This is a genomic window from Nostoc favosum CHAB5714 (genome assembly GCF_020829495.1).
GTDB classification, from domain to species: domain Bacteria; phylum Cyanobacteriota; class Cyanobacteriia; order Cyanobacteriales; family Nostocaceae; genus Nostoc; species Nostoc favosum.
The window spans coordinates 40959-65075 of sequence record NZ_JAIVFQ010000012.1; the positions used below are offsets into that span (position 1 = coordinate 40959).

The 24117-nt window shown below is 40.0% G+C and carries 22 protein-coding genes; 14 read left to right on the forward strand and 8 right to left on the reverse strand.

What is annotated here, in order from left to right; genetic code table 11:
* Positions 1 to 132: 132 nt before the first annotated feature.
* The 6 genes from LC586_RS11115 to LC586_RS11140 all read left to right on the forward strand — a co-directional run bounded on the left by LC586_RS11115 (position 133) and on the right by LC586_RS11140 (position 5485).
* Complete coding sequence (locus tag LC586_RS11115) at positions 133 to 2394, forward strand: heavy metal translocating P-type ATPase (protein WP_229484600.1); 2262 nt, start codon at positions 133 to 135, stop codon at positions 2392 to 2394.
* A gap of 11 nt (positions 2395 to 2405) precedes the next feature.
* On the forward strand, positions 2406 to 3311 hold the full coding sequence (locus LC586_RS11120) for a cupredoxin domain-containing protein (protein WP_229484601.1): 906 nt from the start codon (positions 2406 to 2408) through the stop codon (positions 3309 to 3311).
* Positions 3312 to 3420: 109 nt separating this feature from the next.
* The gene (locus tag LC586_RS11125) at positions 3421 to 3834 is read left to right on the forward strand and encodes a heavy metal-responsive transcriptional regulator (RefSeq protein WP_229484602.1); all 414 of its coding nucleotides are present in this window, start codon (positions 3421 to 3423) and stop codon (positions 3832 to 3834) included.
* A gap of 233 nt (positions 3835 to 4067) precedes the next feature.
* Positions 4068 to 4262, forward strand: a complete 195-nt coding sequence (locus LC586_RS11130; RefSeq protein WP_069069475.1) for a heavy-metal-associated domain-containing protein — start codon at positions 4068 to 4070, stop codon at positions 4260 to 4262.
* A 106-nt stretch (positions 4263 to 4368) separates the two neighbouring features.
* The gene (locus LC586_RS11135) at positions 4369 to 4563 is read left to right on the forward strand and encodes a hypothetical protein (protein ID WP_229484603.1); all 195 of its coding nucleotides are present in this window, start codon (positions 4369 to 4371) and stop codon (positions 4561 to 4563) included.
* A gap of 43 nt (positions 4564 to 4606) precedes the next feature.
* Positions 4607 to 5485 (forward strand): DUF8832 domain-containing protein, encoded by an 879-nt coding sequence (locus tag LC586_RS11140; RefSeq protein ID WP_229484604.1) that lies wholly within the window; start codon positions 4607 to 4609, stop codon positions 5483 to 5485.
* Between the two features lie 430 nt (positions 5486 to 5915).
* Here LC586_RS11140 and rppB read toward each other — a convergent pair whose 3' ends face one another.
* Positions 5916 to 7349 (reverse strand): two-component system sensor histidine kinase RppB, encoded by a 1434-nt coding sequence (rppB, locus tag LC586_RS11145; RefSeq protein WP_229484605.1) that lies wholly within the window; start codon positions 7347 to 7349, stop codon positions 5916 to 5918.
* A complete protein-coding gene (rppA, locus tag LC586_RS11150) occupies positions 7336 to 8088 on the reverse strand; it encodes a two-component system response regulator RppA (RefSeq protein WP_229484606.1) in 753 nt (250 codons plus the stop codon). Before rppA ends, rppB begins: the two co-directional genes overlap by 14 nt.
* 197 nt (positions 8089 to 8285) lie before the next feature.
* On the opposite strand from rppA, the gene LC586_RS11155 reads away from it, so the two are divergent.
* The 3 genes from LC586_RS11155 to LC586_RS11165 all read left to right on the forward strand — a co-directional run bounded on the left by LC586_RS11155 (position 8286) and on the right by LC586_RS11165 (position 12988).
* Positions 8286 to 9524 (forward strand): ISAs1 family transposase, encoded by a 1239-nt coding sequence (locus LC586_RS11155; protein WP_438822887.1) that lies wholly within the window; start codon positions 8286 to 8288, stop codon positions 9522 to 9524.
* 1011 nt (positions 9525 to 10535) lie between these two features.
* A complete protein-coding gene (locus LC586_RS11160) occupies positions 10536 to 11630 on the forward strand; it encodes a cysteine synthase family protein (protein WP_229484607.1) in 1095 nt (364 codons plus the stop codon).
* A 29-nt stretch (positions 11631 to 11659) separates the two neighbouring features.
* Positions 11660 to 12988, forward strand: a complete 1329-nt coding sequence (locus LC586_RS11165; RefSeq protein ID WP_229484608.1) for a hypothetical protein — start codon at positions 11660 to 11662, stop codon at positions 12986 to 12988.
* A gap of 824 nt (positions 12989 to 13812) precedes the next feature.
* On the opposite strand, the gene LC586_RS11170 is transcribed toward LC586_RS11165, so the two are convergent.
* From LC586_RS11170 to LC586_RS11195, 6 genes are all read right to left on the reverse strand, one after another.
* Positions 13813 to 15450 (reverse strand): iron uptake porin, encoded by a 1638-nt coding sequence (locus LC586_RS11170; protein ID WP_229484609.1) that lies wholly within the window; start codon positions 15448 to 15450, stop codon positions 13813 to 13815.
* 255 nt (positions 15451 to 15705) lie between these two features.
* Positions 15706 to 16191, reverse strand: coding sequence for a DUF2808 domain-containing protein (locus LC586_RS11175; protein WP_229484610.1), 486 nt, complete (start codon positions 16189 to 16191; stop codon positions 15706 to 15708).
* A gap of 107 nt (positions 16192 to 16298) precedes the next feature.
* Positions 16299 to 16784 (reverse strand): DUF2808 domain-containing protein, encoded by a 486-nt coding sequence (locus tag LC586_RS11180; RefSeq protein WP_229484611.1) that lies wholly within the window; start codon positions 16782 to 16784, stop codon positions 16299 to 16301.
* A gap of 280 nt (positions 16785 to 17064) precedes the next feature.
* The gene (locus LC586_RS11185; RefSeq protein ID WP_229484612.1) at positions 17065 to 17544 is read right to left on the reverse strand and encodes a hypothetical protein; all 480 of its coding nucleotides are present in this window, start codon (positions 17542 to 17544) and stop codon (positions 17065 to 17067) included.
* Between the two features lie 88 nt (positions 17545 to 17632).
* Complete coding sequence (locus LC586_RS11190; RefSeq protein ID WP_229484613.1) at positions 17633 to 17791, reverse strand: hypothetical protein; 159 nt, start codon at positions 17789 to 17791, stop codon at positions 17633 to 17635.
* 519 nt (positions 17792 to 18310) lie between these two features.
* Positions 18311 to 19249, reverse strand: a complete 939-nt coding sequence (locus tag LC586_RS11195; RefSeq protein ID WP_229484614.1) for a DUF8832 domain-containing protein — start codon at positions 19247 to 19249, stop codon at positions 18311 to 18313.
* 642 nt (positions 19250 to 19891) lie between these two features.
* Here LC586_RS11195 and LC586_RS40565 point away from each other — a divergent pair.
* From LC586_RS40565 to LC586_RS11215, 5 genes are all read left to right on the forward strand, one after another.
* Entirely contained in the window at positions 19892 to 20020 is a 129-nt protein-coding gene (locus tag LC586_RS40565) for a hypothetical protein (protein WP_267921660.1), read from the forward strand.
* Between the two features lie 232 nt (positions 20021 to 20252).
* The gene (locus tag LC586_RS11200) at positions 20253 to 20933 is read left to right on the forward strand and encodes a DUF305 domain-containing protein (protein ID WP_229484615.1); all 681 of its coding nucleotides are present in this window, start codon (positions 20253 to 20255) and stop codon (positions 20931 to 20933) included.
* 217 nt (positions 20934 to 21150) lie between these two features.
* Complete coding sequence (locus tag LC586_RS11205) at positions 21151 to 21471, forward strand: hypothetical protein (protein ID WP_229484616.1); 321 nt, start codon at positions 21151 to 21153, stop codon at positions 21469 to 21471.
* Positions 21468 to 21662, forward strand: a complete 195-nt coding sequence (locus LC586_RS11210) for a heavy-metal-associated domain-containing protein (RefSeq protein ID WP_162398293.1) — start codon at positions 21468 to 21470, stop codon at positions 21660 to 21662. Before LC586_RS11205 ends, LC586_RS11210 begins: the two co-directional genes overlap by 4 nt.
* A gap of 173 nt (positions 21663 to 21835) precedes the next feature.
* Entirely contained in the window at positions 21836 to 24097 is a 2262-nt protein-coding gene (locus LC586_RS11215; protein ID WP_229484617.1) for a heavy metal translocating P-type ATPase, read from the forward strand.
* The last annotated feature ends 20 nt before the right edge of the window (positions 24098 to 24117 follow it).

Consider the following 24117-nt stretch of genomic DNA (forward strand, 5'->3'; position numbering starts at 1 on the left):
AGACTAAGAATAAAGCTTATATGCGCTTAAAAAAATTCTTCAGCTGGCCTCTTGACTCTCCAGTTCACTGGAGCATTCAAGATGAAATTAGTTAGTTGTTAGTTAACACCACTTAGTAACTGGAGCAGCCAGATGGAGAATACCACACTCAAACTGCGCGGCATGAGTTGTGCCTCTTGTGCCAGCAGCATTGAAGACGCGATTAATTCTGTCCCCGGTGTCGATGAATGTATTGTGAATTTTGGAGCAGAACAGGCAACAGTTAAATATGACCCTAAAAGAACTGATTTAGAAGCTATTCAAGAAGCAGTAGATGCAGCAGGTTACTCTGCTTACCCACTCCAAGAACAAAACCTGATGGCGGGAGAAGACGATGTGGAGAAAAGACACCGCTTAAGAGAATCCCGCGATTTAATGCGAAAGGTGGCGGTAGGAGGCATCATTAGCACTGTGTTGGTTATAGGTTCACTGCCTATGATGACAGGGTTGCACTTACCCTTTATCCCAGTATGGCTGCATAATCCTTGGGTACAGTTGATACTTACTACCCCAGTACAGTTCTGGTGTGGTTACTCCTTCTACATTAATGGATGGAAAGCTTTAAAACGTCATGCTGCCACAATGGATACCCTAATTGCTTTGGGTACAAGTGCAGCGTATTTTTATTCGCTATTTCCAACTTTATTCCCCAGCTTTTTCATTAACCAAGGGTTAACACCAGATGTATATTATGAAACTGCTGCTGTTGTCATTACCCTGATTTTGCTAGGAAGATTATTTGAGAATCGTGCTAGAGGGCAAACTTCAGAAGCTATCCGCAAGCTGATTGGTTTACAAGCTAAAACAGCGCGTTTGATTCGTAATGGACGAGAAGTAGATGTCCCAATTGAAGAAGTGCAGATTGGAGATGTGATACTGGTTCGTCCTGGCGAGAAGATTCCTGTTGATGGGGAAGTGATTGAGGGAGCATCCACAATTGATGAAGCGATGGTGACAGGGGAAAGTTTGCCCGTTAAAAAGCAACCAGGCGATGAAGTGATTGGAGCTACCATTAACAAAACTGGGAGTTTCAAGTTTCGGGCAACACGAGTCGGAAGTGATACTGTGTTGGCGCAGATCGTCCAATTAGTACAGCAGGCACAGGGTTCCAAAGCTCCAATTCAAAGATTAGCAGACCAAGTAACTGGATGGTTTGTACCTGCGGTGATTGCGATCGCACTGCTCACTTTCATCATTTGGTTTAATTTTACAGGCAATGTGACTTTAGCGCTAATCACCACTGTTGGGGTACTAATTATCGCCTGTCCTTGTGCGTTGGGTTTAGCCACACCAACTTCTGTAGTGGTAGGAACGGGTAAAGGTGCAGAAAATGGCATTTTGATTAAAGGTGCCGAAAGCTTGGAACTAGCGCATAAAATCCAAACGATCGTGCTAGATAAAACTGGAACCATCACTCAAGGTAAACCAACAGTCACCGATTTTGTCACCATCAATGGTACTGCTAATGGCAATGAGATGAGGTTGGTGCAACTTACGGCATCTGTGGAACGCAATTCTGAACATCCATTGGCAGAAGCGGTTGTGAGATACGCCCAATCTCAAGAAGTGACGTTAGCAGATGTCAAGGAGTTTGAAGCTGTAGCAGGTAGTGGTGTACAAGGTATAGTTTCTGGTCATCTTGTGCAAATTGGTACACAACGCTGGATGTCAGAATTAGGCATTGACACCCAAGCCTTACAACAAGATAAAGAGCGTTTGGAATATCTGGGCAAAACTGCGATTTGGATTGCAGTTGACGGACAAATTCAGGGATTAATGGGGATTTCTGATGCCATCAAACCTACCTCCATACAGGCAGTTCGCGCTTTGCAAAAACTAGGTTTAGAGGTGGTGATGCTCACAGGAGATAATCGGCGCACCGCAGAAACCATTGCCCGTGAAGTTGGGATCAAGCGTGTTTTGGCAGAAGTCCGCCCCGACCAAAAAGCCGCTACAGTGCAGAAATTGCAATCAGAGGGAAAGATTGTGGCAATGGTTGGTGATGGTATTAATGATGCACCAGCGTTAGCCCAAGCCGATGTGGGGATGGCAATTGGCACTGGGACAGATGTAGCGATCGCTGCTAGTGACATTACGCTCATCTCTGGTGACTTGCGAAGCATTGTCACAGCCATTCAACTCAGCCGCGCCACAATTCGTAACATTCGTCAAAACCTATTCTTCGCCTTCATCTACAACGTTGCTGGCATTCCGATTGCTGCGGGTATTCTCTTCCCCATCTTCGGTTGGTTGCTTAACCCCATCATTGCAGGTGCAGCAATGGCATTTAGTTCGGTTTCAGTAGTTACAAATGCTCTACGTCTGCGTAAATTTCAAGCTAAACCAGTAGCATAAGGAGGTAGCAAATGTTGAGTAAAGTAATTCTTAGCAGTATAGCAAGCTTGGGATTGGCATTCAGTGTTGCCTCGGATAAAGTAGTTGCACAGATGAATCATCAAATGCCAGCTACCGAGCAATCGCAGACAACTCAGTTCCGCCGCATTGAGCAACCATTATGGGTAAAAGGTGCAGTTACAACAGCCGGCTTAGGGTTAATCGGACTAGAAATTTGGTGGTTTCTCCTAAGTAAACCAAAGTCCCAAAAAGCCGAAGCCCATGATGGTATTCAAGAAATTGATATTACTGTAGATGGAGGCTACGAACCCAGTCGAATTCTAGTCAATGCAGGTCAAAGAGTCCGCCTTAATTTCCTACGCCGTGACCCTAGTAGTTGTCTTGAAGAAATACGCCTACCTGATTTCCATATCGCCAAAAACTTACCACTCAACGAAGTCACACCCATTGAGTTCACACCAGACAAAGCAGGTACTTATACCTTCAACTGCGGTATGAATATGTTCCGAGGAGTTATAGAAGTTCAATCTACTGACTCGACTGCAAAAGCAACCCCAGTAACTACTTCTCAATCTACTTACCAGATCCAACCAGAGCTTTCTTTGCCTACAGAGTCAGCAACAAAAGCAGTGAAAACACCAGAAGGTACTCAAGAAGCGACTGTTATGGTTGAAAAGGGTTACAAACCAGAACGAGTAATTGTGGAGGTGGGACAACCAGTAAGATTGGACTTCCAACGTCACAATCTGAGCAAGTGTTTTGATAAATTGCTAATACCAGACTTTGACTTAGCCGTTGACCTTGCTCCTAACCAAACCACTTCAGTGGAATTTACTCCTAAATATCCTGGTGAATATGAATTCACCTGCGGTATGAAAATGTATCGTGGTGTCGTGGAAGTAAAACCTGCCACATAATCTAGTAGCAAATAATTAGCAAGATGATCCTGTTCTTACTTGACTCTCCAGCTAACTGGAGAGTTTAAGATAAGGTAAATAAACTTATTTAACATGAGAGCAGCTAAATATGCTAGTTCAAGAAGAGCCAAAACTCATTGGTAATGTAGCCAAGTCTAGCGGTGTACCAATTAAAACTATTCGCTACTATGAGGAGCTAGGTCTACTCAGGTCATTAGGGAGAACCGAGGGTGGATTTAGATTATTTAACTCTGATGTTTTGGAGCGACTGCACTTTATTAAACGCGCTCAAAGCTTAGGATTAAGCTTGTCAGAGATTAAGGAATTTTTAAATGTTCATGATGGAGGGGAATTACCTTGTGAGCATATAAAAATTAAACTAGAAGAAAAGGTAAAAGCTATTGATGAACAAATTCAGCAATTACTTATTTTGAGACAAGAATTATCAGGATTAGTTTCTGGTTGGGAAACAATACCTGAAAATCCTGAAAAAACAATTTGTCCTATTATTGAAAGAAATTAAACAATCAAGCTGTTCATTTAATTTTTTATCAGTATATCAACGCATTAAGCTAAGTTGATATGCTGATTTTTTATTGAGAGAAATCAATTGATAAAGAAATTATTTTTTTAATTTTACCTATTGACTCTCCCGTAAGCTGGAGAAATTAAACTAATTTTAGTCGAGTAGATTAAGCGTATATCTATTCAACGATTTTCAAAAAATTAATTATCTTCAGTCAGGAATTTAATACTATGACACTGCAACTAACAGTTCCCAAACTCGCTTGTTCTGCTTGTGCGAATACTATCACCAAAGCAATTCAATCAATTGATTCTACAGCAACAGTGCAAGCTGATACAAAAACAAAAATTGTCAGTATAGAAACTCAAGCACCTGAAACTAAAATTAAAGAAGTAATAGCTGCCATAGGCTATCCATCTGTTTAGGTTTTTGAGTTTATTCTATTATCAGTAGTCAGCATTGAATGAACTGCTGATAGTCAAATATTCATTTCAGAAAAGTCCTTCTGCTTTTAGAAGAGAGGTGACTTATATGAGTTTACTTTTTCTGATTCCACTGACGATTGGTTTAGCAGTTAGTTATTTGTTTAAAAATTCTACTGACGACATGGCAGAATTAACAAGTTTATCTACAGTTGCTTGCCTAATTGTCAGTTTAACATTAGCACCTTGGCAACTAAAAGTTGTGGTTCTAATGCTTGCCATATTAACTCCCCAGACGAATTGAGACTTTTGAATAACTTCAATCATTAAAAAATAGAGCAAAATCAATGAATAGATTTCTGAATACAATTGCTATAACTACTACTTTGATACTAATTCAAAGTTGCTCCTTATTAATTAGAGACAAAGGAAAACCAATATCTGCTGCTACAAATCAGCATGAAGAACATTCTATAGGTGAGATTAATCACAGAGAACATTCAACAAGTGGCACAGGTGATGGGAAAAAAGCATTTACTCAGACAAAACTCAAAGTCCCAAGCATTATTACCCCTAATAAAAATATTCCGATATTGATTGATGTTCAAGATTCGGATGGGAAAGCAATAGCAAAGTTTGACACTTTCCAAGAAAAGCTCATGCACCTCATTCTTGTCAGTGATGATCTTCAGTTTTTTAGTCATCTTCATCCCACATATAAAGAAAATGGGCAGTTTAAAGTTGCAGCCCGTTTTCCGCAAGCAGGCAATTACACATTTTTTAGTGACTACAAACCTGCTGGTCAAACAGAACAAGTCTCAGTGTTGAAAACACAAGTTCCTGGAAACAGTATTACTGCCCCAGGAATTAACCTAAATCGCAGTAAAACGTTCAATGATACTAAAGTTAATCTTGCTGTTTCTGAACCTACTGTGAAAGCTGGTAAAGAAGTTACTTTAATGTTTAAATTACAAGATGCTTCTAACAATCAACCGCTTACAGACTTGCAGCCATACTTAGGAGAAAAAGGACATTTAGTTATTCTGCGACAGTCAACCTCATTAACAGCAGCAGATTACATTCATGCTCACGCGCTAAAAGATACTCCTGCTGGACAGGTTCATTTTATAACTAGCTTTCCTCAAGCAGGAAAGTATAAGCTCTGGGGTCAGTTTAATCGCAATGGCAAAATCGTCACAGCTGATTTTTGGATCAATGCTGTTTAATTTTTAATTTATACGAAGTTGCGATAGATAGTATTATTTAAGGTAAGTAAAATCGGTGTACAGCAATGCCTCGTACTCGGATTAAGATCATTCCTCACCTGGATTATGCAGAATTAACCCAACGCTACCGACGTTGTAGAGAAGTAAAAGAATGCAGGTGAGACATCATTATGTACCCCATTCCTCCATACACTCCTCAACTTAATCCCACTGAGTGTATTTGGCCTTTACGAAGAAGAGCGATTAGCAAACAAGGGTTTGATAACCTTGATGCTCTATAGGCTGTCTTGATTGAATGATGTCAGTGGCTGATGAATAATCCAATGACTGTTAAGGGAGAAGTCGGATTTTCTTGGCTCTGTTCAATATAACAGAATGTAACAATATTATCTTTGGCAACTTCGTATTAGGTAAAAAATTTTATTTATAACTAACTACGTAAATTGCGGTACATCAATTTCAATAGAGAGATAGAGCGATGCCTACGGCGGGCTGCGCCTACGCTCCTTAGTGGAGCAACATCCAAAGGTAATTGAACTGTAAAAGTACTACCTTGACCCAATTCGCTTTGTACATTTAATTTACCTTGATGTGCTTGAACAATAGCTTGAGCGATCGCTAATCCTAATCCAGAACCACCGCTGCTACGGGAGCGATCGCTACTTACTCGATAAAAGCGATCAAAAATTCGAGTCAGTTCGTGTTTTGGGATACCAATGCCTGTATCTTGAACTTTGATTACAGCATAATGGTCGTTACGGTCTAATAAAACCGTTACTTCCCCTTCTCTAGGTGTGTATTGAATTGCATTGACAATTAAATTAGAAAACAAGCGATAAAGCTGGTCAGCATTACCTATGATATTCAGAGGTTGATGCACTTGTATTAAAGATGTTAGCTTTACCTCTGCGGCATTTGCCATCGCTTCAAATTCCTCAACTAAATCGCTAACAATATCATTTATGCAACAATTTTCACGTTGTAACTTTTGGGCTTGTTTATCTAAACGTGCTAACATCAATAAATCAACAACCAAAGCCGTTAGTCGTTGATTCTGACGCTGTATAGTTTGCAAAATATCCCGTGTCTCTTCAGGGTCTATTTGCGGCATTAAAAGTGCTGATTCCACTGTTGCACCTGTTGCAGCTAAAGGTGTTCGTAATTCATGTGCGGCATCTGCTGTAAACTGTTGAATTTGTCGATAAGATTGATAAATTGGCTGCATAGCTAATCCTGATAGCCACCAGCTAGCACCAGCAATCATAGCCATTGCAACTAGCAGCCCTAATACCAAAACTAATTTCACACTATCCAAGTAATGATTAAACTCTTGTAGACTTCGCCCTACTTGCATATATCCCCAATCTTGATAATTTTGGGTATGCAACCCTAGAGTAATTTGATGGTAATCTTTGCCTTTGCTGTCTTTGAGAAATTGCCAAGTTTTTTGATTAAAAACGTCAGGTAATCCTTCTGGATAATAACCAGCAGTAGCAATTAATTTTCCAGAAGTATCAAAAAAACGTATATAATAGCTGGTTTTAGTAACGATACCAAGTAGATGACGTTTAGAATGTGGCTGTTGTTGAATACAATTACTAGCTCCAGTTCCACATTTATCTATATTTGGGAATAACTGATGTGCCAATGGTTCCAAACGTCCAGGTGACTGTAGTTTTAGTTCGATACTGTCGTGTAATGTTCCCGCTACAGACTCGATTTCACTGTCTAAAGCCACCACATGGGCATGGAACACTGCTCGATAAAAACCGAAAGCACATAGGCTTAAAATTAAACCCATAACGATGGCATAATACAAAGCCAACCGAATACGAGTAAGTCGAAACAGCTTATTCTGATTCATTGGTGAAATTAAGACGATATCCCATACCGTGCAAAGTTTCAATTGAGTTAGTACAGTCGCTATTGGTGAGTTTGCGACGTAACAAACGTATTTGCGCCGCCACTACATTGCTACTAGATTCCGCATTAACTTCCCAAATCTGGTTACGAATTTGTTCGGTAGTAACAATTTGGTTGGGATGCTTCATAAAATACTCTAGCAGTTGGAACTCTTTATTAGTTAAAGGAATCCTTTGCTGTTCACCCGTAGTATGTTGTCTTACAACTGTGCTGTTGCCATAATCTAGAGTCAAGTTACCAACAGTCAATTGTTGAGGTTGGAAATGCGGAGAGCGACGCTGCAAAGCCCGCAATCGTGCCAGTAGTTCTACCATGCTAAAGGGCTTTACTAGGTAATCGTCAGCACCAGCATCTAGTCCGGCAACTTTATCTTCCATTCTATCTTTAGCAGTTAGCATCAAGATAGGAAGAGGATTACCTTTGTAACGTAGTCTTTTACACAATTCTAAACCAGTAATTCCAGGAAGCATCCAATCGAGAATCGCTACTGTATATTGTGCCGAGCTATTTTCTAAGTAAGCCCATGCTTCAGTACCATCCATTACCCAATCAACTAAGTACTTTTGTTGATTTAAGGTGCGCTTAATAGCAGCCCCCAAATCCGGCTCATCTTCGACTAGCAGCACCCTCATATCAAATTGAATAGTTAAAGGTTCGTTGTAGATTTGTGACTTAAGCATAGTTTGCAATAGGGATACCCCTATAAATAGGTGCATAGTTTGCAATAGGGATACCCAGGGTAAGCGCATCTAATTTTGTAGTGAAGAATACAGATTATTTTGCACAATTGTAAGTGGGCAGAGGCAATTTAAGTATTAAAGACGTTAAGTAGTAGGCTAATAAACAAAGTGTCTATCTTACCTGACGGGGCAATCTTATGGCATCTGGTTTCAAGTCTCTAAATCTGACAACTAAAACCTCAAAAGCTTTAAGTATAGGGAATGCGACTGCACTTACAGAAAAAATGGAATTAGTTTTTAGTGATATAAAAGACCCCCGTGTAGAAAGAACTCGTGTCCATTTGTTAACGAATATTTTAATTATTGGAATATTGTCAGTCATTGCAGGAGGTAAAGGGTGGGAAGATATGGAAAATTATGGATTGAGCAAATATGATTGGCTGAAGGAATTTTTAGATTTATCCTGGGGTATCCCCAGCGCAGATACATTTCGACGACTATTTGAGCGTATTAACCCAAAAGTATTTGAGCAATGCTTTCAAAGATGGGTACAGTCAATAGTTGAAACAGTTGGCGCACAAGTAATTCCGATTGATGGTAAGACTCTTAAAGGTTCTTATGATAGAGAACAAGGAAAATCTGCTTTACATTTAGTTAGTGCGTGGTCAAGCCAGTATCGCCTTGTTTTAGGACAAGTGAAAGTCGCCGATAAATCGAATGAAATTATAGCAATTCCTGCATTATTAGAATTGCTAGACCTAGCAGGATGTATTATTACGATTGATGCAATGGGTACGCAAACTGCAATTGCATCTCAGATTTTTAATGCAAAAGCTGACTATGTTTTATCGCTTAAGGGAAACCATCCTACACTTCACGAGCAAGTTAAAGATTGGTTTGAGCAAAACTTCCACTCTGGGTTTGAAGGTATTACAAATAGTTATGATGAACGCATAGAAAAAGGTCATCATCGTACCGAAAAACGGCAAGTTTGGTGTGTTCCTATCTCTCAACTGCCACCTTTACATAATTATTCGGATTGGCTAGGGCTTAAATGTATTGTCATGGTTGTTCGGGTACGACATCTATGGAACAAAACTACCCGTGAAGTTCAGTTTTATCTAACTAGTTTGGACTGCGATGCTCGTAAACTGGGGCAAGCTATCCGTTTGCATTGGGGTATTGAAAATAGTCTACATTGGACTTTGGACATCACATTCAATGAAGATGCTTGTCGCGTCCGTACTGGTCATGCTCCACAAAACCTTTCATTGCTGCGACGAATTGCACTTAACGCGTTAAATTTGGAGCAATCGTTCAAGCGTAGTAACCGTCAAAAATCGAATCGAGCTGCTATGGACAATAATTATATGTTGACGATTCTTGCTGCTTGTTTATCCCAATATAATGATGCCCCTAAACCCGCTTGTCAATAGCATTTGAGATGCGCTTACCCTGTAGGGATACCCCTATAAATAGGTTGACACTTAGATATGAAATTAGGATGAAATTCTTAAGAATTAGAATTAAGCTATACAAAACCTAACAATAACTAGTATCTTAGCGATACATAATCAAAGAGAAAAGACTCAGTAGACCAACTTGCCAAAATAGGGTGTGAACTTAGTTTGAGGAGTTATAGAAACTAAGTTTTGCAAGATATCTATTGAGTCAATAATAATTTTGACACGGAAATATGAAATTAAGATGAAATTTCAATTATCTCAAGAACATTTAGAAAATTTGTTGTCATTAATTAGTTGATATACAAGCGAAGTTAGCATTCTACCTCTAACTTTAGTTAGAATTTATAAAAATAAATATTGCAACTAATTCTAATTTATACATATATATGCATTGGACATCAAGTTGTTATGTTTATCAAGAAAAACTTCAGACTTCAAAAGTCAGAATTCGTATATAAATTCTGTACGAATTGCGAGTGAATCAATGGTTAAATGCCACATAATTTTTTCAATTTCGTAGTCTTAAATTAGTGGAAAATTCAGACATATCATTAATTATGACTTCTATTTTGAATCTTTCTTCAAATTATACAACAATGAGAAGTCAATTAGATAACAATAACACATTATGAATACTGAACTTGGGAAATTATTAAAGACAAAATAGAAAATTTCATCTTGATTTCATATTTCTCCTTCAAGATAAAAAATAGGTTGATTCCATAATGGATATCAATATTTTTGTGGACATGACTTAAAGGCTTGCTCAGGTAGTTATCGCTCAGACCTAATTGATATTTACTTTTGGTCAACTTGAAACAGTTTTAAGTGGTGATTAGCTATACAAGCAATAATCACTACAATTCGTATCGTCAATAAAAGAATGTAGTAACGATATTGCAAATAAAAATCCGCTCCAATGAGCAAGTTCATTCAGCCTTGATAATTCCTACTAGTTTTTGAATTTTTTGGATGTTAAATATGAATCAGCTTGCAAAATCTTCATCATTCGAGAACGTTTCTAACTGTCAATGGAACAATCATAGTAAATGGAAAAAGATTACTGCCGCTGATGTTACCGAGGCAATAGGAAATGTACCGATTGTAAAACTCAAGAATATTTCTCCTGTATGTGTTGTCTCAGAATGTTTCTTGAAGTTAGAGAGCTGTAATCCAGGAGGGTCTATTAAGGAGAAAAATGCAGTCTATCTCGTGACACGTGCAGAGGAGGAAGGGCTTCTTATACCTGGTGGTACGATTATCGAGTCAAGTTCAGGAAATTTCGGCGTTGGTCTGGCTATGGTAGGAGCAGTCCGAGGGTATCGAGTCATTATTGTTGTCGATGCAAAAACTGCTCCACCGTTTAGACGAATGCTGAAAGCATATGGTGCAGAACTTGTGGATGTACCGCTACATGAGGCAGACGAATCAGGCTCGATGCAGAAGGCAAGAATGAAACGAGCGCGTGAGCTTGCCGCGACCATTCCTCATGCTTGGTATCCATGCCAGCACTTGAATCCTCTGAATACGGAGGCACATTCATACTACACTGCGCGTGAGATTGAAGCTCATTTTTCCTCCGATCTTGATGCTGTCGTTGTTGGTGTTAGCACTGCGGGACAAATAATGGGAATTGCTCGTTATCTTCGACCGCGATTTCCAGAAATACGTATTGTTGGCGTTGATGTTGAGGGTTCAGTCATTATGGGAACCCCAGCAAAACCATACAAGATGACGGGTGTTGGATTATCGTTCTTTCCACCTAATCTAGAGCTTTCGCTGCTTAATCGTGCTTACGTGGTACCAGAGGCGCTTGCTTACTCAGTATGTCATGCACTCGCACGTCGTGAAGGATTGCTTCTTGGTGCATCAACAGGGGCAATTGTAGCTGGTGGCTTGCATCTGGCGCGCTCTCTTGGTGCGGGTGCGCGGATTCTGATGATCAATCCAGACGGAGGGGATAGATACCTTGAAACAGTCTACGACGACCATTGGCTTGACCATCATGGGTTTATTCTCAAACAAGGGGAGCATCTTGATGATGCGATCGCCTCATTGACTCCTCTGTATTTTTAGTGACTCATCATATAGTGCTGAAAAATTTCATGAACATCTCACCCCAGCAGGAACAGGAAGGTAATAAAATAGCTTCCCAGCGATCGCTATTGATGTTACTCGCCCAGTTCATACCTCTTTCCTTGACTGATGTAGCAATGACTCTGGGCGATCCGCTTCAGACTGCTGCACTCAGTCGCCTGGCCTTCCCACAAGAGACATTAGCCGGAGTTGGGGTAGTCAAAGGGGTTGCCGTATTTCTAGAAAGCCCCATTATCATGATTCTTCATGCCTCAACCGCTCTTGGAGGGCAAGTCAAATCTCGGCGCGCACTTTGGCAATTTACAGTAATTGCAGGACTTTCTCTCAGTGGCATTTTTCTTTTACTCACTTGGGAGCCTTTGTATAACTGGCTTCTTTTAGAGGTATTTGGTGTTAGCCCATTTATTGCAGCGCAAGGGAGAACTGCTTTTTTATTGATGTTCCTGTGGCCTTTCGTTATTGCTTGGCGACGATTCTTTCAAGGGCTGCTTATTCGCGCTCAAAAGAGTGTGGCTGTAGGATGGGCAGGTGTGGCGCGATTGACTTGGGTAATTGTGGCACTGGCAGTAGGGGTTAGTCTTAGAAGTGATGGGGCATTTCTTGCAGGTATCACCATGATGGGAGGCATACTTATTGAAGCAGTATTGGTCACATGGTTTTGTTTGCGTCTTGGCGCTATTTCTATTCTCAACCAGCAAGTAAATTCTGAAACTAAGAAACTGCCTAAAACTTTTCCAGGAGTCACATTTTACTATCTTCCTTTAGCCTCAACAATGCTTATTGTCTGGGGTGCAAGGGCAATACTCTTAAGTCTCATTGCTCGCTCATTCGACGGTAGTCTTGCACTCGCTGTGTGGCCCGCTGCTTGGGGGCTACTTCTTTCGATAGCCAACGGTACACGCATGATTCAACAAGTAGTAATTTCTACTTATGAAGAAACTTCTAGGCGAACACTTGTTGCTTTTGTAGTTCTTGTCGGTTTGGGTTTTACTGTAGTACCAATTTTTCTTGGCTTTACGGACAAAGGATTGTTATTACTTAGCCAGTTTTTGGGAAATAATCCATCTCTTGTGGAAGCAGCTCGTCCGGTTGTACAAATACTGTCATTTTTACCCTTGCTCCTAGCACTGCAAAATACGTTTCAAGGGCTGCTGATTCACCGAGCAAAGAACTGGTTCATTAATCTTGCAACATTAGTTGCCGCAGCTTTGACCCTGATAGTGTGTGGCAGTCTGATTTTTACTAGACATAGTGGAGCTACTTCAGCAGCGTATGGAATGCTTGCGGGTACTGTCAGTGAAATTATAGTGCTTTTTTTCGCACTGCAACGTAAATAAGAGAGTCAAAATACAGGCAGTACTTTTTCCTTGCAGAAGGATAGGAAATTGAAAAATTTCGATTTTTCTGCATTTTTGGTGAAAAGAGATATACTTTGCGATCGCAAAGTATATCGTTTCCTAAGCAACTGAGGTACACCCAAATTTTGTTTACCAAGGTTAATAGCTTTAAAAACGTACCTCACCCGATCTGGAACTATTATATAAACTACTGTGACGTTGAATAATTTATAGAAGAAAAGGAGTGCGATTGCCTACGGCACTGGCAATCGCACTCCTTTTCTTGCTACTGGATTTGGTAATTTTAAACAGCATTACGTATAATAAAGTAAACAGGATATACGCTACTACTATCAGCTAAATAAAGAGCATTAGCGCCATATAACTCCTAAAAATATAGTAAATGTACTTAAAACTATACAAGTTTTATCTTTAGTGAATTTTAATATATAATTTTTTATTATTTTATCTAAAATAAAACTAGTAAAAAATTAACAGTTAGAAAAAACTCAATAGACCTCATTGCCATAAATGATTGTAATTTGGTGTGAGCAAAAGTCAGTTAGAGAAATTATGGGAACTAACTAACTACTAGCAATAAATCTATTGAGTTATCTTTATTGTGACAAATCAGTATGAAATTAAGATGAAATATAAAGCTGTCTCAGAAAATTTAAAATTTATACTTGCTTAAATAATACAACATTCTAATCTTTCGATTAGAATGTTGTACTTCATACATACTACTAGACAGAATTAGAACTTAAAAACAGTTCTATGTATTGATGACAATACTATTAATGAAATGATGATGATTAGTAGTTTTAGAAAGTGAAAGTAGTACGCAGTGTACCAACGTAAACGGTATCGTTTGTATCATTATGCTCAGGATTGAAGATGACTAACAAACCGGGGGTAACGGCAATATTGTCAGTGAGTTGCAGTTTGTACAGCCCCTCCAGGTGATAGGATGTGCCGTCATCTTCACGACGAACACCGTTTGCTTGGATAAAATCGTTTTCAGTCGCTTTAGGTGGTTGACCAAAAATAAAACCAAGCACGTTACCTTTTTTGCCAAAGTCTCTGAAAGCAAGGGTAGTAGCCCAGTAGTTAAAGTCTGCTTCATCACCCTCTCGAGCGCCATTTTTAGCTTCTGCGTTGCTAAAACCATACCAACCACCAATAGTAATATTAGTGCTTAGTCTAAAGCTAGCTTCTACACCGTAGTGGTTAGCAGTCAAAGCAGCACCTTGAAAGGGGTTATTTGCATAGACGCTGCCTGTGGAGCTAAATAGGTTAATCTGTCCTCCATTTTGGTAGGTACGAGCGTAGGTCAAACCAACATTTAATGCCTGAGTGGGCTGGAAGGATATCTGACCAAAAGCTGCATAGGAACCATCGAAAAGACCGGAACCATCGCTAGGATCGTTAGCTGTGCCAGCTAGATAAGCTACAGATGCAGTGAAAGCTCCTTTGGGATTGAAGATTAAGGTAGCACCTGCACCGCCCTCTCCTTGACGATAAATAGGGCTGAACCGACCATAACGGGAAATAGAACCCCTTCCACTGCTTTGAAGGTCAGGGTTGAAGGTGTTGATGTTGTTTTCGTACAACAAACCACCAGTAGCATCAAACTGGACGCGTACTGCATCGCTCAGGTTGAAAGCGTAGTTAACTTTATCGATTAAAGCATTGTTATTTTCATTCCCGTCAAACGCCAGGCGGGTCATGTTTGTACCCGTTACACTCGTACCGTATGGGGTAATATTCCGGCTTTGGATACGAATTTCCAAATTGTCTTCTCCAGTGAAGCTAGAGTTCAATCTCAGACGAACCCGGTTAGCAAAAATAGTATTGGTGTCTAAGTCGGGAGCCGTAGTCTGATCAACACCAGAAGGAACCGCCCTCTGATCGCTGCCAAAAACATCAGAGACGTTAAAAATTGCTTCCCCAGTTAGTTTGGTAGTAGTGGAAAATTGATTAGCTTCTAGTTCAGAAGTGCGGGCTTCTAAGGAATCCACACGACCGCGCAGAGTTGCCAGTTCAGCGGAAAATTCTTCTTGTAATCGCTGTAAGGTAGCCAAATCTTGCTTGGTTACCAGGTCAGATGTAGCGGTGGCAATCAATTCGTTAACTCGGTCTAAACAGGCGTTCAAACCAGCGGCAAATTCATAGCGGGTCAAAGCACGGTTGCCACGATAGGTACTATTGGGATAGCCTGCAATACAGCCGTAGCGCTCAACTAGGGACTGTAAGGCTTGGAATGCCCAGTCTGTGGGTTGCACGTCAGAAAACTGAGAAACTGATGTGACTTGACCAAAGTTGTCTGATTGTGGAGTCAACTGGTCTACAGTTATTACCTGTTCATTAGCTTCAACTGCTAAGGCACTGTTAGCAGCAAAAAATGTAGCGGCAACAACAACTGGACTGAGCCTTAGAACATTCCAGAATGGTTTGGTCATGATTCTTTTTTCACTCACACCTAAATTTGATTCCGACATGATTTCTTGTCTCTTCAAACCTGAAAATCTATTTACAGGATTCACTCCTATAACTAGATTCTCAGAGCATGATGAAATTAGGATGAAATCACAGGTTAATGATAGGTTAATGAATCAAAAAACCACCAAACATGCATCTATCACAATTTGCATCCCTACTTCTGTCAACATGACATCCCTAGACACCAGCTCCTTACACTCTAAGAATTGCTCTGCCTAGGGGTAGGTCTGAATCAGAGCTAGACCAAGTGGAATTTCTTGCGTGAATCCAACTTGATTGGCATAGACTTGGTACTGCCAAGTTGCACCATAGCCTGGTTCATAGGTTTGAGTATTGACTCCTCTCATTAAAATTGAGAGCTTTGTCTCAGGGTCTATTGGTTGTGAAAAAGCTACTGTAGCCTTTTGTCCATTAATAGAAACTGTCGTGGGAATTTTTTGTCCTGATTGATTGTTGACCTCAATTCCTCTATCAATTTTCACTCCTTCAGGCAAATTAATTGTGAGTCCTGCCAGAGGTTTACCCTGTACATGGACTTCAAATTTGTGAGTAGCATCTGTGGCATAAGTAGTATTAGGATTAGCAGCACTTTTCATTAAATGGGAAGCGCTAAAATCACCTGTTTTTCCGCTTGCAAAAACAGCATCAACTGAAGATGTAAATGCCAGTGTGAATGCAACAGCATAAATCAAATTTTTCATTTTGATTCTCCTCAAAAACTAGTTCAATTGACTTTCTATTATCAGTTTGACATTCACAGATGAAATCTAAATGAAATCCCATAGTTTTTTAGTGAAAAAAGGTTGTATTAGTAAGTACGAAACCAAGCAACACCTATGGGAATTTCTGCATCGATACCAACCTCTCTAGCTGAGAAGCTGTAGACAGAACCATTACCAAGATTTCGCCTTTTTATTTTATTAAGGTCAATCTCCAACTTAGTGTTAGGAGCAACTGGTTCGGCGAAAGCTAGTAGTATTGTTTTACCGTTGACAGATACATTAGTGTTAATTTTCTGCCCCTTTTCATCCACGATATCGATATCCTGAATGTTATTACTTATAGTTACATTGTCTGGAACTTTGACAAGTAGTTGGGTAACAGCTTTGCTATTTTGTGGAACATGTAAACGGAAAGTATGTCTAAAAATTCCCCAGCGTGTGGGAGGGAATTGTGAATTTCCATCAATATGGGGAACCCTACCATCATCTGTTCCAGCACTTGCATAGCTAGGAGCAATAATAGCTGTGCTATTCAGAGTCAATACAATGGCGTAAATCAATGACCTCTTCATATTTATCTCCAAAATAATTAAACACGTTAGTTAAAGTGCAGGTTCATGTATTGTGACTGAATCTGCTCTTAATAGATAGATCAAAACTTGGCAAAGCCATATTTAACCACCCCCTTTATACAGCCGTTACTCAGGAGAAGTAGGTAGTTAGCTTGCCCTTATCAAGTTCAAATCGTCGGTGATGTTTTTGCTAAAGAGGTATGCTACCTCTATCTACTAGCATGACAAGTCATAATGAAATCAAGATGAAATTTAAGCAATTCTCGTTAGAATCTATAAATTAAAATGTGAGAAATTGAGCTACACCTACAGGAATCTCTGTATCACTACCAACGACTTTGACGAAAAGATGGAAAATAGAAGTAGAATCAAGAGTTGATTGGTATACTTTGTTAAGATTTATTAGCAACTTAGTAGTGCTAGAAGTAACTGGTTCAGGAAAATCTATAAAAATTCTTCTACTATTTAAAGAAACATTAATTTTGATTTTTTGACCTTTATCATCCAAGACATCAATATCATTACTTATAGCTACTGTGGATGGAGCATCAATAATTAGCTGGGAAAGAGACTTGCCCTTTTTAGGAACGTGTAACTGGAAGGCCAATTTAACTAGTTGCCAACCAGCAGGAGTAGATTGCATATTATTTTCAATACTAGCAACCTTATTATTATCTATTTTCGCATTTGCATAGTCAGGAGAAATTAAAGCTGTGGTAGCCAGACTACATACAGCAGCATAAATCAATGTTCTCTTCATCTTGACTGTTAAATTAACAAACTATCTCAACTAGATTGCAGATTTATCCTTAGTGAATGAACCTTTACAAAACCAGTTTGACAGGTCACTATGAAATTAAGATGAAATAACCAGCTTGAAAAAAGAAATTTAAGATTGCAAAGCACAAGTTAACTTTTACACGCACTGTAGTATCACCAAAGCCGGAACGTTCTTCTGTGCCACCTCCTTTGGGTCTAATACGCACAACATTGTACACTTCCAGCATGACTTGCATACGTTATAATACCAAATTGCCTTTGGTTGTCATTCTGAGCGAAGCGTTCGCGTAGCGTCTCACAGAGAAGAAACTCACCAAAAGTTTGGCTACACTGATTTTCGCTCATTTTTAAACAATACAAGCTATCTCGATTTGGTATAAATGCCATTATAAAAATTCCAGATAAAATTAAGATGAAATAAATTGCTTTACTTTCATATGCGATAAAAAAATGGGCTTATAGTACAACTATAAGCCCATCAGAGTTATGAAACATGAGGAGCATGTTCTTAATATTTATTATAAATAACTAAAATGAAATTAAGATGAAACTTTACAGTTTATTTGCTCATTAAGTTAGATTCATTCTAAAAAACATGATTATATAGTTTCGCTTAATTAATAATATAAATCTAGGCTTTAAGCCATACCAGAGTGGCACAACTAAAAAGCCTAAAATGACTACTAAACCATAAATTTAGACGACTAAATTTTAGTATTTGAGCATTAGGACAAAATTTGAGATAACTATTGTACGTCTACCCAAAAATCAGCAGTAATAATTCTCTCATTTCGATTAAATTGTCCCCACATTTTATATTTTCCTGGTTTCGGGAAACTAGTTATAAAATGAACCTCAGCAGCTGGAGTATTTTTCATCGCATGAGCATGAATATAGTCTGCTTGTGTTAACGGCGATGACTGCTTAAGTATGACTAGATGTCCTCTTTCTCCTAAATAAGGTTTCAAATCTTTCAGCGGTTGGTTGCTAGCAGCATCTTGTAAGTTAAAAATTAAGTGAACTTCTTGTCCAGTTTTGATTGTGGGTTGAGATAACTTGAGATTAGCCTTAGTATTGCCAAAAATCTTTGTAGTAGCTAAATCAATCTTGGGTGCAGTTGGATCGTTACCTGGAACTTCTACTTTTAACACCGAAACTTGTTCTGCCTTTCCTGCTACTTTGTAATCGCTGAAAAGGCTGTAGCTGCCTGGATGGGGAAAATTACTTTGGACTTCAAAGCGTCCATTTCCTTTATATATGGGGTGAATATGATTAAAAGATTGAAGGTCATCACTGACAACAATTAGATGCATTAATTTTTCTTGGAATTGATCAAAATTAGCAATTGCTTTACCATTGTTGTCTTGCACTTCAATCACTATAGGTACAGGAGTGTTATGAGTGATTTTGTCAGCAACTGTCAGTTTTGCAGTAGCGTTCGCAGGTTCTAACTTGGAATGACCAGAATGTTCGTCACGGGAATTCTCTATATTGTGACTACTGTGAGGATTTTTCTCAGCTTTTGGTGTCTGGGAATTACCCATCTTGTGACCTGCATGAGGATTCGCATTACTCACAGTGGTAGCATTAGAGTTTGGTGTCTCACCAGATTTTACTTGTGAGGCGCAAGCTTGAGTGAGAACAAAAGTTGAAGTGATGGCAAGTGCAGTGAAAAATCGCTTCATTTTTCTCCAATTAGTAATTATAAGTTTGAAAAAACGCCACAACTAGAATATTTAAGAAGTACAAAACTGCCACAAATAGTATACAAAGAAGTTTGGCTAGTTTACAGATAATACTTAACCTATGCGTGAACATCCCGCTAATTCTCCTGGTGCTTGAACTTGGTCTAATTTTGTTTTGACAATAAGACCAAAACAGTATGTATAGTTCCAAGCCATATATTAACTTTTTCATAGACAAATGAAATTAACATGAAATTCTCATAACTTATTAGCTAAATTTATTAGCATACCTAAATGAAATCAGCATGAAATCTAGGCATTTCACTAGGAATAAATTAGCATCATGTCATGAGGTAGATGCGCTTACACCGACAATTGCCTAGCGTGGATTATTAGAGGCATAACTACAGCTTCATACTGATTCATCTATTTAGCTTAGGGATAAAATTATGACTAAACTATGAATCCATCCTTGAAGCTTGCATTTAAGGTTGTTTAGAATGCCTGCATGACTGCGATCTCTGTGCTAATGCCTATGTATAGTATCTGCGTCGAAGCTTGCGTTAGCGTAGACGCGGAGCGGCTTCCCGTAAGGGTAGCTCCTCCGTAAGAAGGTTCGCTGTGCATCCGAGTACGAGAAACGTGACAACGACCACTGCAAACTTGTGCCTAATCCTGTCGTCGCTGTGCCAAGTTCTGTCGGCAGGTAGCAAAGGCGATGGCGTAGGTAATTACGCTCCCGTATGGGAAAGAAGCGCGATCGCTAACTAAATTGAACAATCTCGCAAGGTCGTTACTGCCGCAGGTGTAGCTTAACTCATCTGAGGAAAAAAGCTGAATAAATGCTAACCAATTTGCCTTTCAAGTAGGGAAGCACAGATAAACGAACACTATCGTTTCTGGCCAATTATTTTAGGGCACGCATTGATAACGCCTAGCAAAATCCCTAATCGGGAGTTTAAATTCGCTAAACCAATTATTTCCTTGAATAGAAGTCATTAAAATGAACAAAAAAGTTTTAACCTACAGTCTAGTTGCTCTACTGACAGGCACTACTATTACAGCTTTTTCCATCATTGACAGCGCCAAAGCCAACGATCGCAATCAAGTGCAAGCTCCCAATCCAACAAACACAAGCCCTATGCATGGTGGAATGAACATGAGGGCTGAAGTGGATAAGTCGTTTATCGAAATGATGATTCCTCATCATCAAAGTGCTACTGAAATGGCTCAGATGGCTTTGAACCGAGCCAAAAGCCCTGAAGTCAAAAAGCTGGCGCAATCCATCATTTCAGACCAAACCCGCGAAATTAAGCAGATGCAGGGCTGGTATAAACAGTGGTACGGCACTGAAGTCCCTATGAGTGGCATGACTATGGGTAACGACATGGACGAGGCAATGAAGATTTCCATGCAGCAGCAAGAAATGATGGATGAGGAGATGATGGCAGCCCTACAAAATGCGCCTAACTTTGACCAGGAATTTCTCCGCCAAATGACTCGCCATCATCGAATGGCGACGATGATGGCTGGCATGGTTGGTAACAGTGCTAGGCACCCCGAGATTAGAAATTTAGCTCAATCCATTGCTAAGAGTCAAAGTACTGAAATTGCTCAAATGCAACAGTTGCTCCAAGCAATGAATACTCAAGATCGAAATACTCCTAATCGTTCGAGTAGGTAATAACTCAATCTCTCCAAAGAGGGGTGGCATAGCTGAAAGCGCGATGGGCAGGCTATTACCCACCCCAGCCTCATTAGTAGGGAAATACAGGTGCAATGACTGCAATTCTCATTGCAGATACTTTGGACACATCTCATGCAATATTTTTGAAACCATTAAAAAGAATTTGGCAAAATCCCTTGACTCTCCAGCCAGATAGAGAGTCTAAGATGAATTCATGAAGTTAAGACACTTCAAAGAGTCTAAAGCTGTAGCATCTCGTGTACTTCCAGTTATGCCATCTGAAACAGCAATCAAAGAAGCGATTTCTACGACGGGCTATGACGCTTGTTCGCGTAGCGTCTTCAACAGGAGAAGACTCGCTAACACAACTCTTGGAGACGCTACGCGTAGCTTGCTTCCCGGTAGGGGTACGCTATCAGCATCGCTAACTCTGGTTATCTTGCTAGCTAAAGCCGTAAACCATTTGAGTCTTCAACTCCTGATTTTCTTAACTCCATCTTTTAACTATCCAAATTCAAGGTTTTTAACGTTATGACACTCCAAATAAAAGTTCCTAATATGGCTTGTTCTGCTTGTGGAGACACTATTACTAAAGCAGTTAAAACAGTAGATCCTACTGCTACGGTTCAAGCAGATCCAAAAACAAAAATCGTCTTAGTAGATACAAATGCTGACGAAACAGTTATTAAGGAAGCAATTACTACTGCTGGCTATTCTGTCACTTAAAAGCCATCAATAAAGAATAGATCAGCAAACAGAGCAAGGCAACTTTACTGAACTTAGCTTTGCCTGTGTGCTTTTCAGGCAAAGCTAAGTATAACGACACTCAGCTATCAATCACACCAAAACACCGTTCTTAGAACTCAGTAAAAGCAGCGGCTAAAAAAGTATATTTAACTATGGATACTCTGAGTCTTAAACTTCGAGGCATGAGTTGTGCCTCCTGTGCTAACAACATCGAAGAAGCAATCCGCTCTGTTCCAGGGGTGAGCGACTGTAACGTTAACTTTGGCGTGGAGCAGGCTACTATCCAGTATGATCCCAAGCGCACCAATCTGGAAACAATCCAAGCCGCTATAGATGCTGCCGGATACTCATCTTACTCACTCCAAGAACAAGAAATGATTACTGGAGAAGATGATGCGGAAAAAACCGCCCGTGAAGCAGAATTACGCACACTTACCCGCAAGCTAGTTGTAGGAGCAATCCTCAGCACTTTAATTGTACTAGGGTCAATTTCTGCCATGACAGGGCTAAACCTGCCTTGGATTCGGACATTGTGGCTAGACAATCCTTGGGTACAGTTAGTACTGGCAACTCCTGTCTTGTTCTGGTGTGGTGCAGACTTCTTCAAAAATGCCTGGAAAGCCTTTAAACGTCATACAGCAACTATGGATACCTTAGTTGCTATCGGTACTGGTGCAGCATATTTTTATTCACTATTTGCTACTGTTTTCCCAGGTTTTTTTACGTCTGCTGGACTGATGCCTGATGTGTACTATGAAGCAGCAGCAGTCATTACCACCTTAATTTTGCTAGGAAGGCTATTTGAGAATCGCGCTAAGGGACAAACTTCTGAAGCCATCCGCAAACTCATCGGTTTACAAGCCAGAGATGCCAGAGTAATCAGAAATGGCCAAGAAATTGATGTTCCCATCCAGGAAGTTCAAATTGGTGATGTAATTTTGGTGCGTCCGGGTGAAAAAATTCCTGTTGACGGAGAAGTTATAGAAGGTGCTTCCAACGTTGATGAAGCGATGGTGACTGGTGAAAGTTTGCCAGTCAAAAAGCAACCGGGAGATGAAGTAATTGGAGCCACAATTAACAAAACAGGTAGCTTTAAATTCCGGGCAACCCGCGTTGGTAAAGACACTTTTTTGTCTCAAATCGTCAAAATGGTGCAACAAGCTCAAGGCTCTAAAGCACCAATTCAACGTTTAGCAGATCAAGTAACGGGATGGTTTGTGCCAGTAGTGATAGCCATTGCGATCGCAGCCTTCGTCATTTGGTTTAACGTCATGGGCAACTTGACATTAGCCCTAATCACCACAGTCGGAGTGCTGATTATCGCTTGTCCCTGTGCCTTGGGTTTAGCTACTCCTACTTCGGTAATGGTAGGAACGGGCAAGGGAGCAGAAAATGGTATTTTAATTAAAGGTGCAGAAAGTTTAGAACTCGCTCATAGAATCCAGACTATTGTCCTGGATAAAACTGGAACTTTAACACAGGGAAAACCCACTGTTACTGACTTTGTTACTGTCAACGGCACAGCTAATAGTAATGAGTTAAAACTTTTGCAGTTGGCAGCGTCTGTAGAACGAAATTCAGAACATCCATTGGCTGAAGCAGTGGTTAGGTATGCTCAATCTCAGCAAGTGGAACTGACAGAGGCTAAACAATTTGAAGCGATCGCTGGGAGTGGTGTTCAAGGAATTGTTTTAGACCGTTTCGTACAAATCGGTACTCAGCGTTGGATGGAAGAATTAAATATCGATACCCGCACGCTTCAAGAGCGTAAAACCTCTCTGGAAGCTGCTGGTAAAACAGCTATTTTAATTGCAGTGGATGGGCAAATTCAAGGTTTGATGGGAATTGCTGATGCACTTAAACCTTCTTCAGTAGCAGTTGTGAGAACGCTACAAAAGTTAGGTTTAGAGGTAGTTATGCTAACAGGGGATAATCGCAAAACAGCAGAAGCGATCGCTGGTGAAGTTGGTATCACACGAGTATTTGCAGAAGTTCGACCTGACCAAAAAGCGTCTCAAATACAGGCATTGCAAGCAGAGGGGAAAATTGTCGCAATGGTGGGTGATGGCATCAATGATGCTCCAGCACTAGCTCAAGCGAACGTGGGGATTGCAATTGGTACAGGAACAGATGTGGCGATCGCTGCTAGCGACATCACCCTGATTTCCGGAGACTTGCAAGGTATTGTTACCGCAATTCAATTGAGCCGTGCCACTATTCAAAATATCCGCCAAAATCTCTTCTTTGCCTTTATTTACAATGTTGCTGGGATTCCCATTGCTGCTGGAGTTTTGTTTCCAATCTTTGGTTGGCTACTCAACCCCATTATTGCAGGTGGGGCAATGGCATTTAGTTCCGTTTCTGTTGTTACAAATGCCTTACGCTTACGTAACTTTCATCCCAAAACTATCTAATAATTGTGGAGGAATTTAAC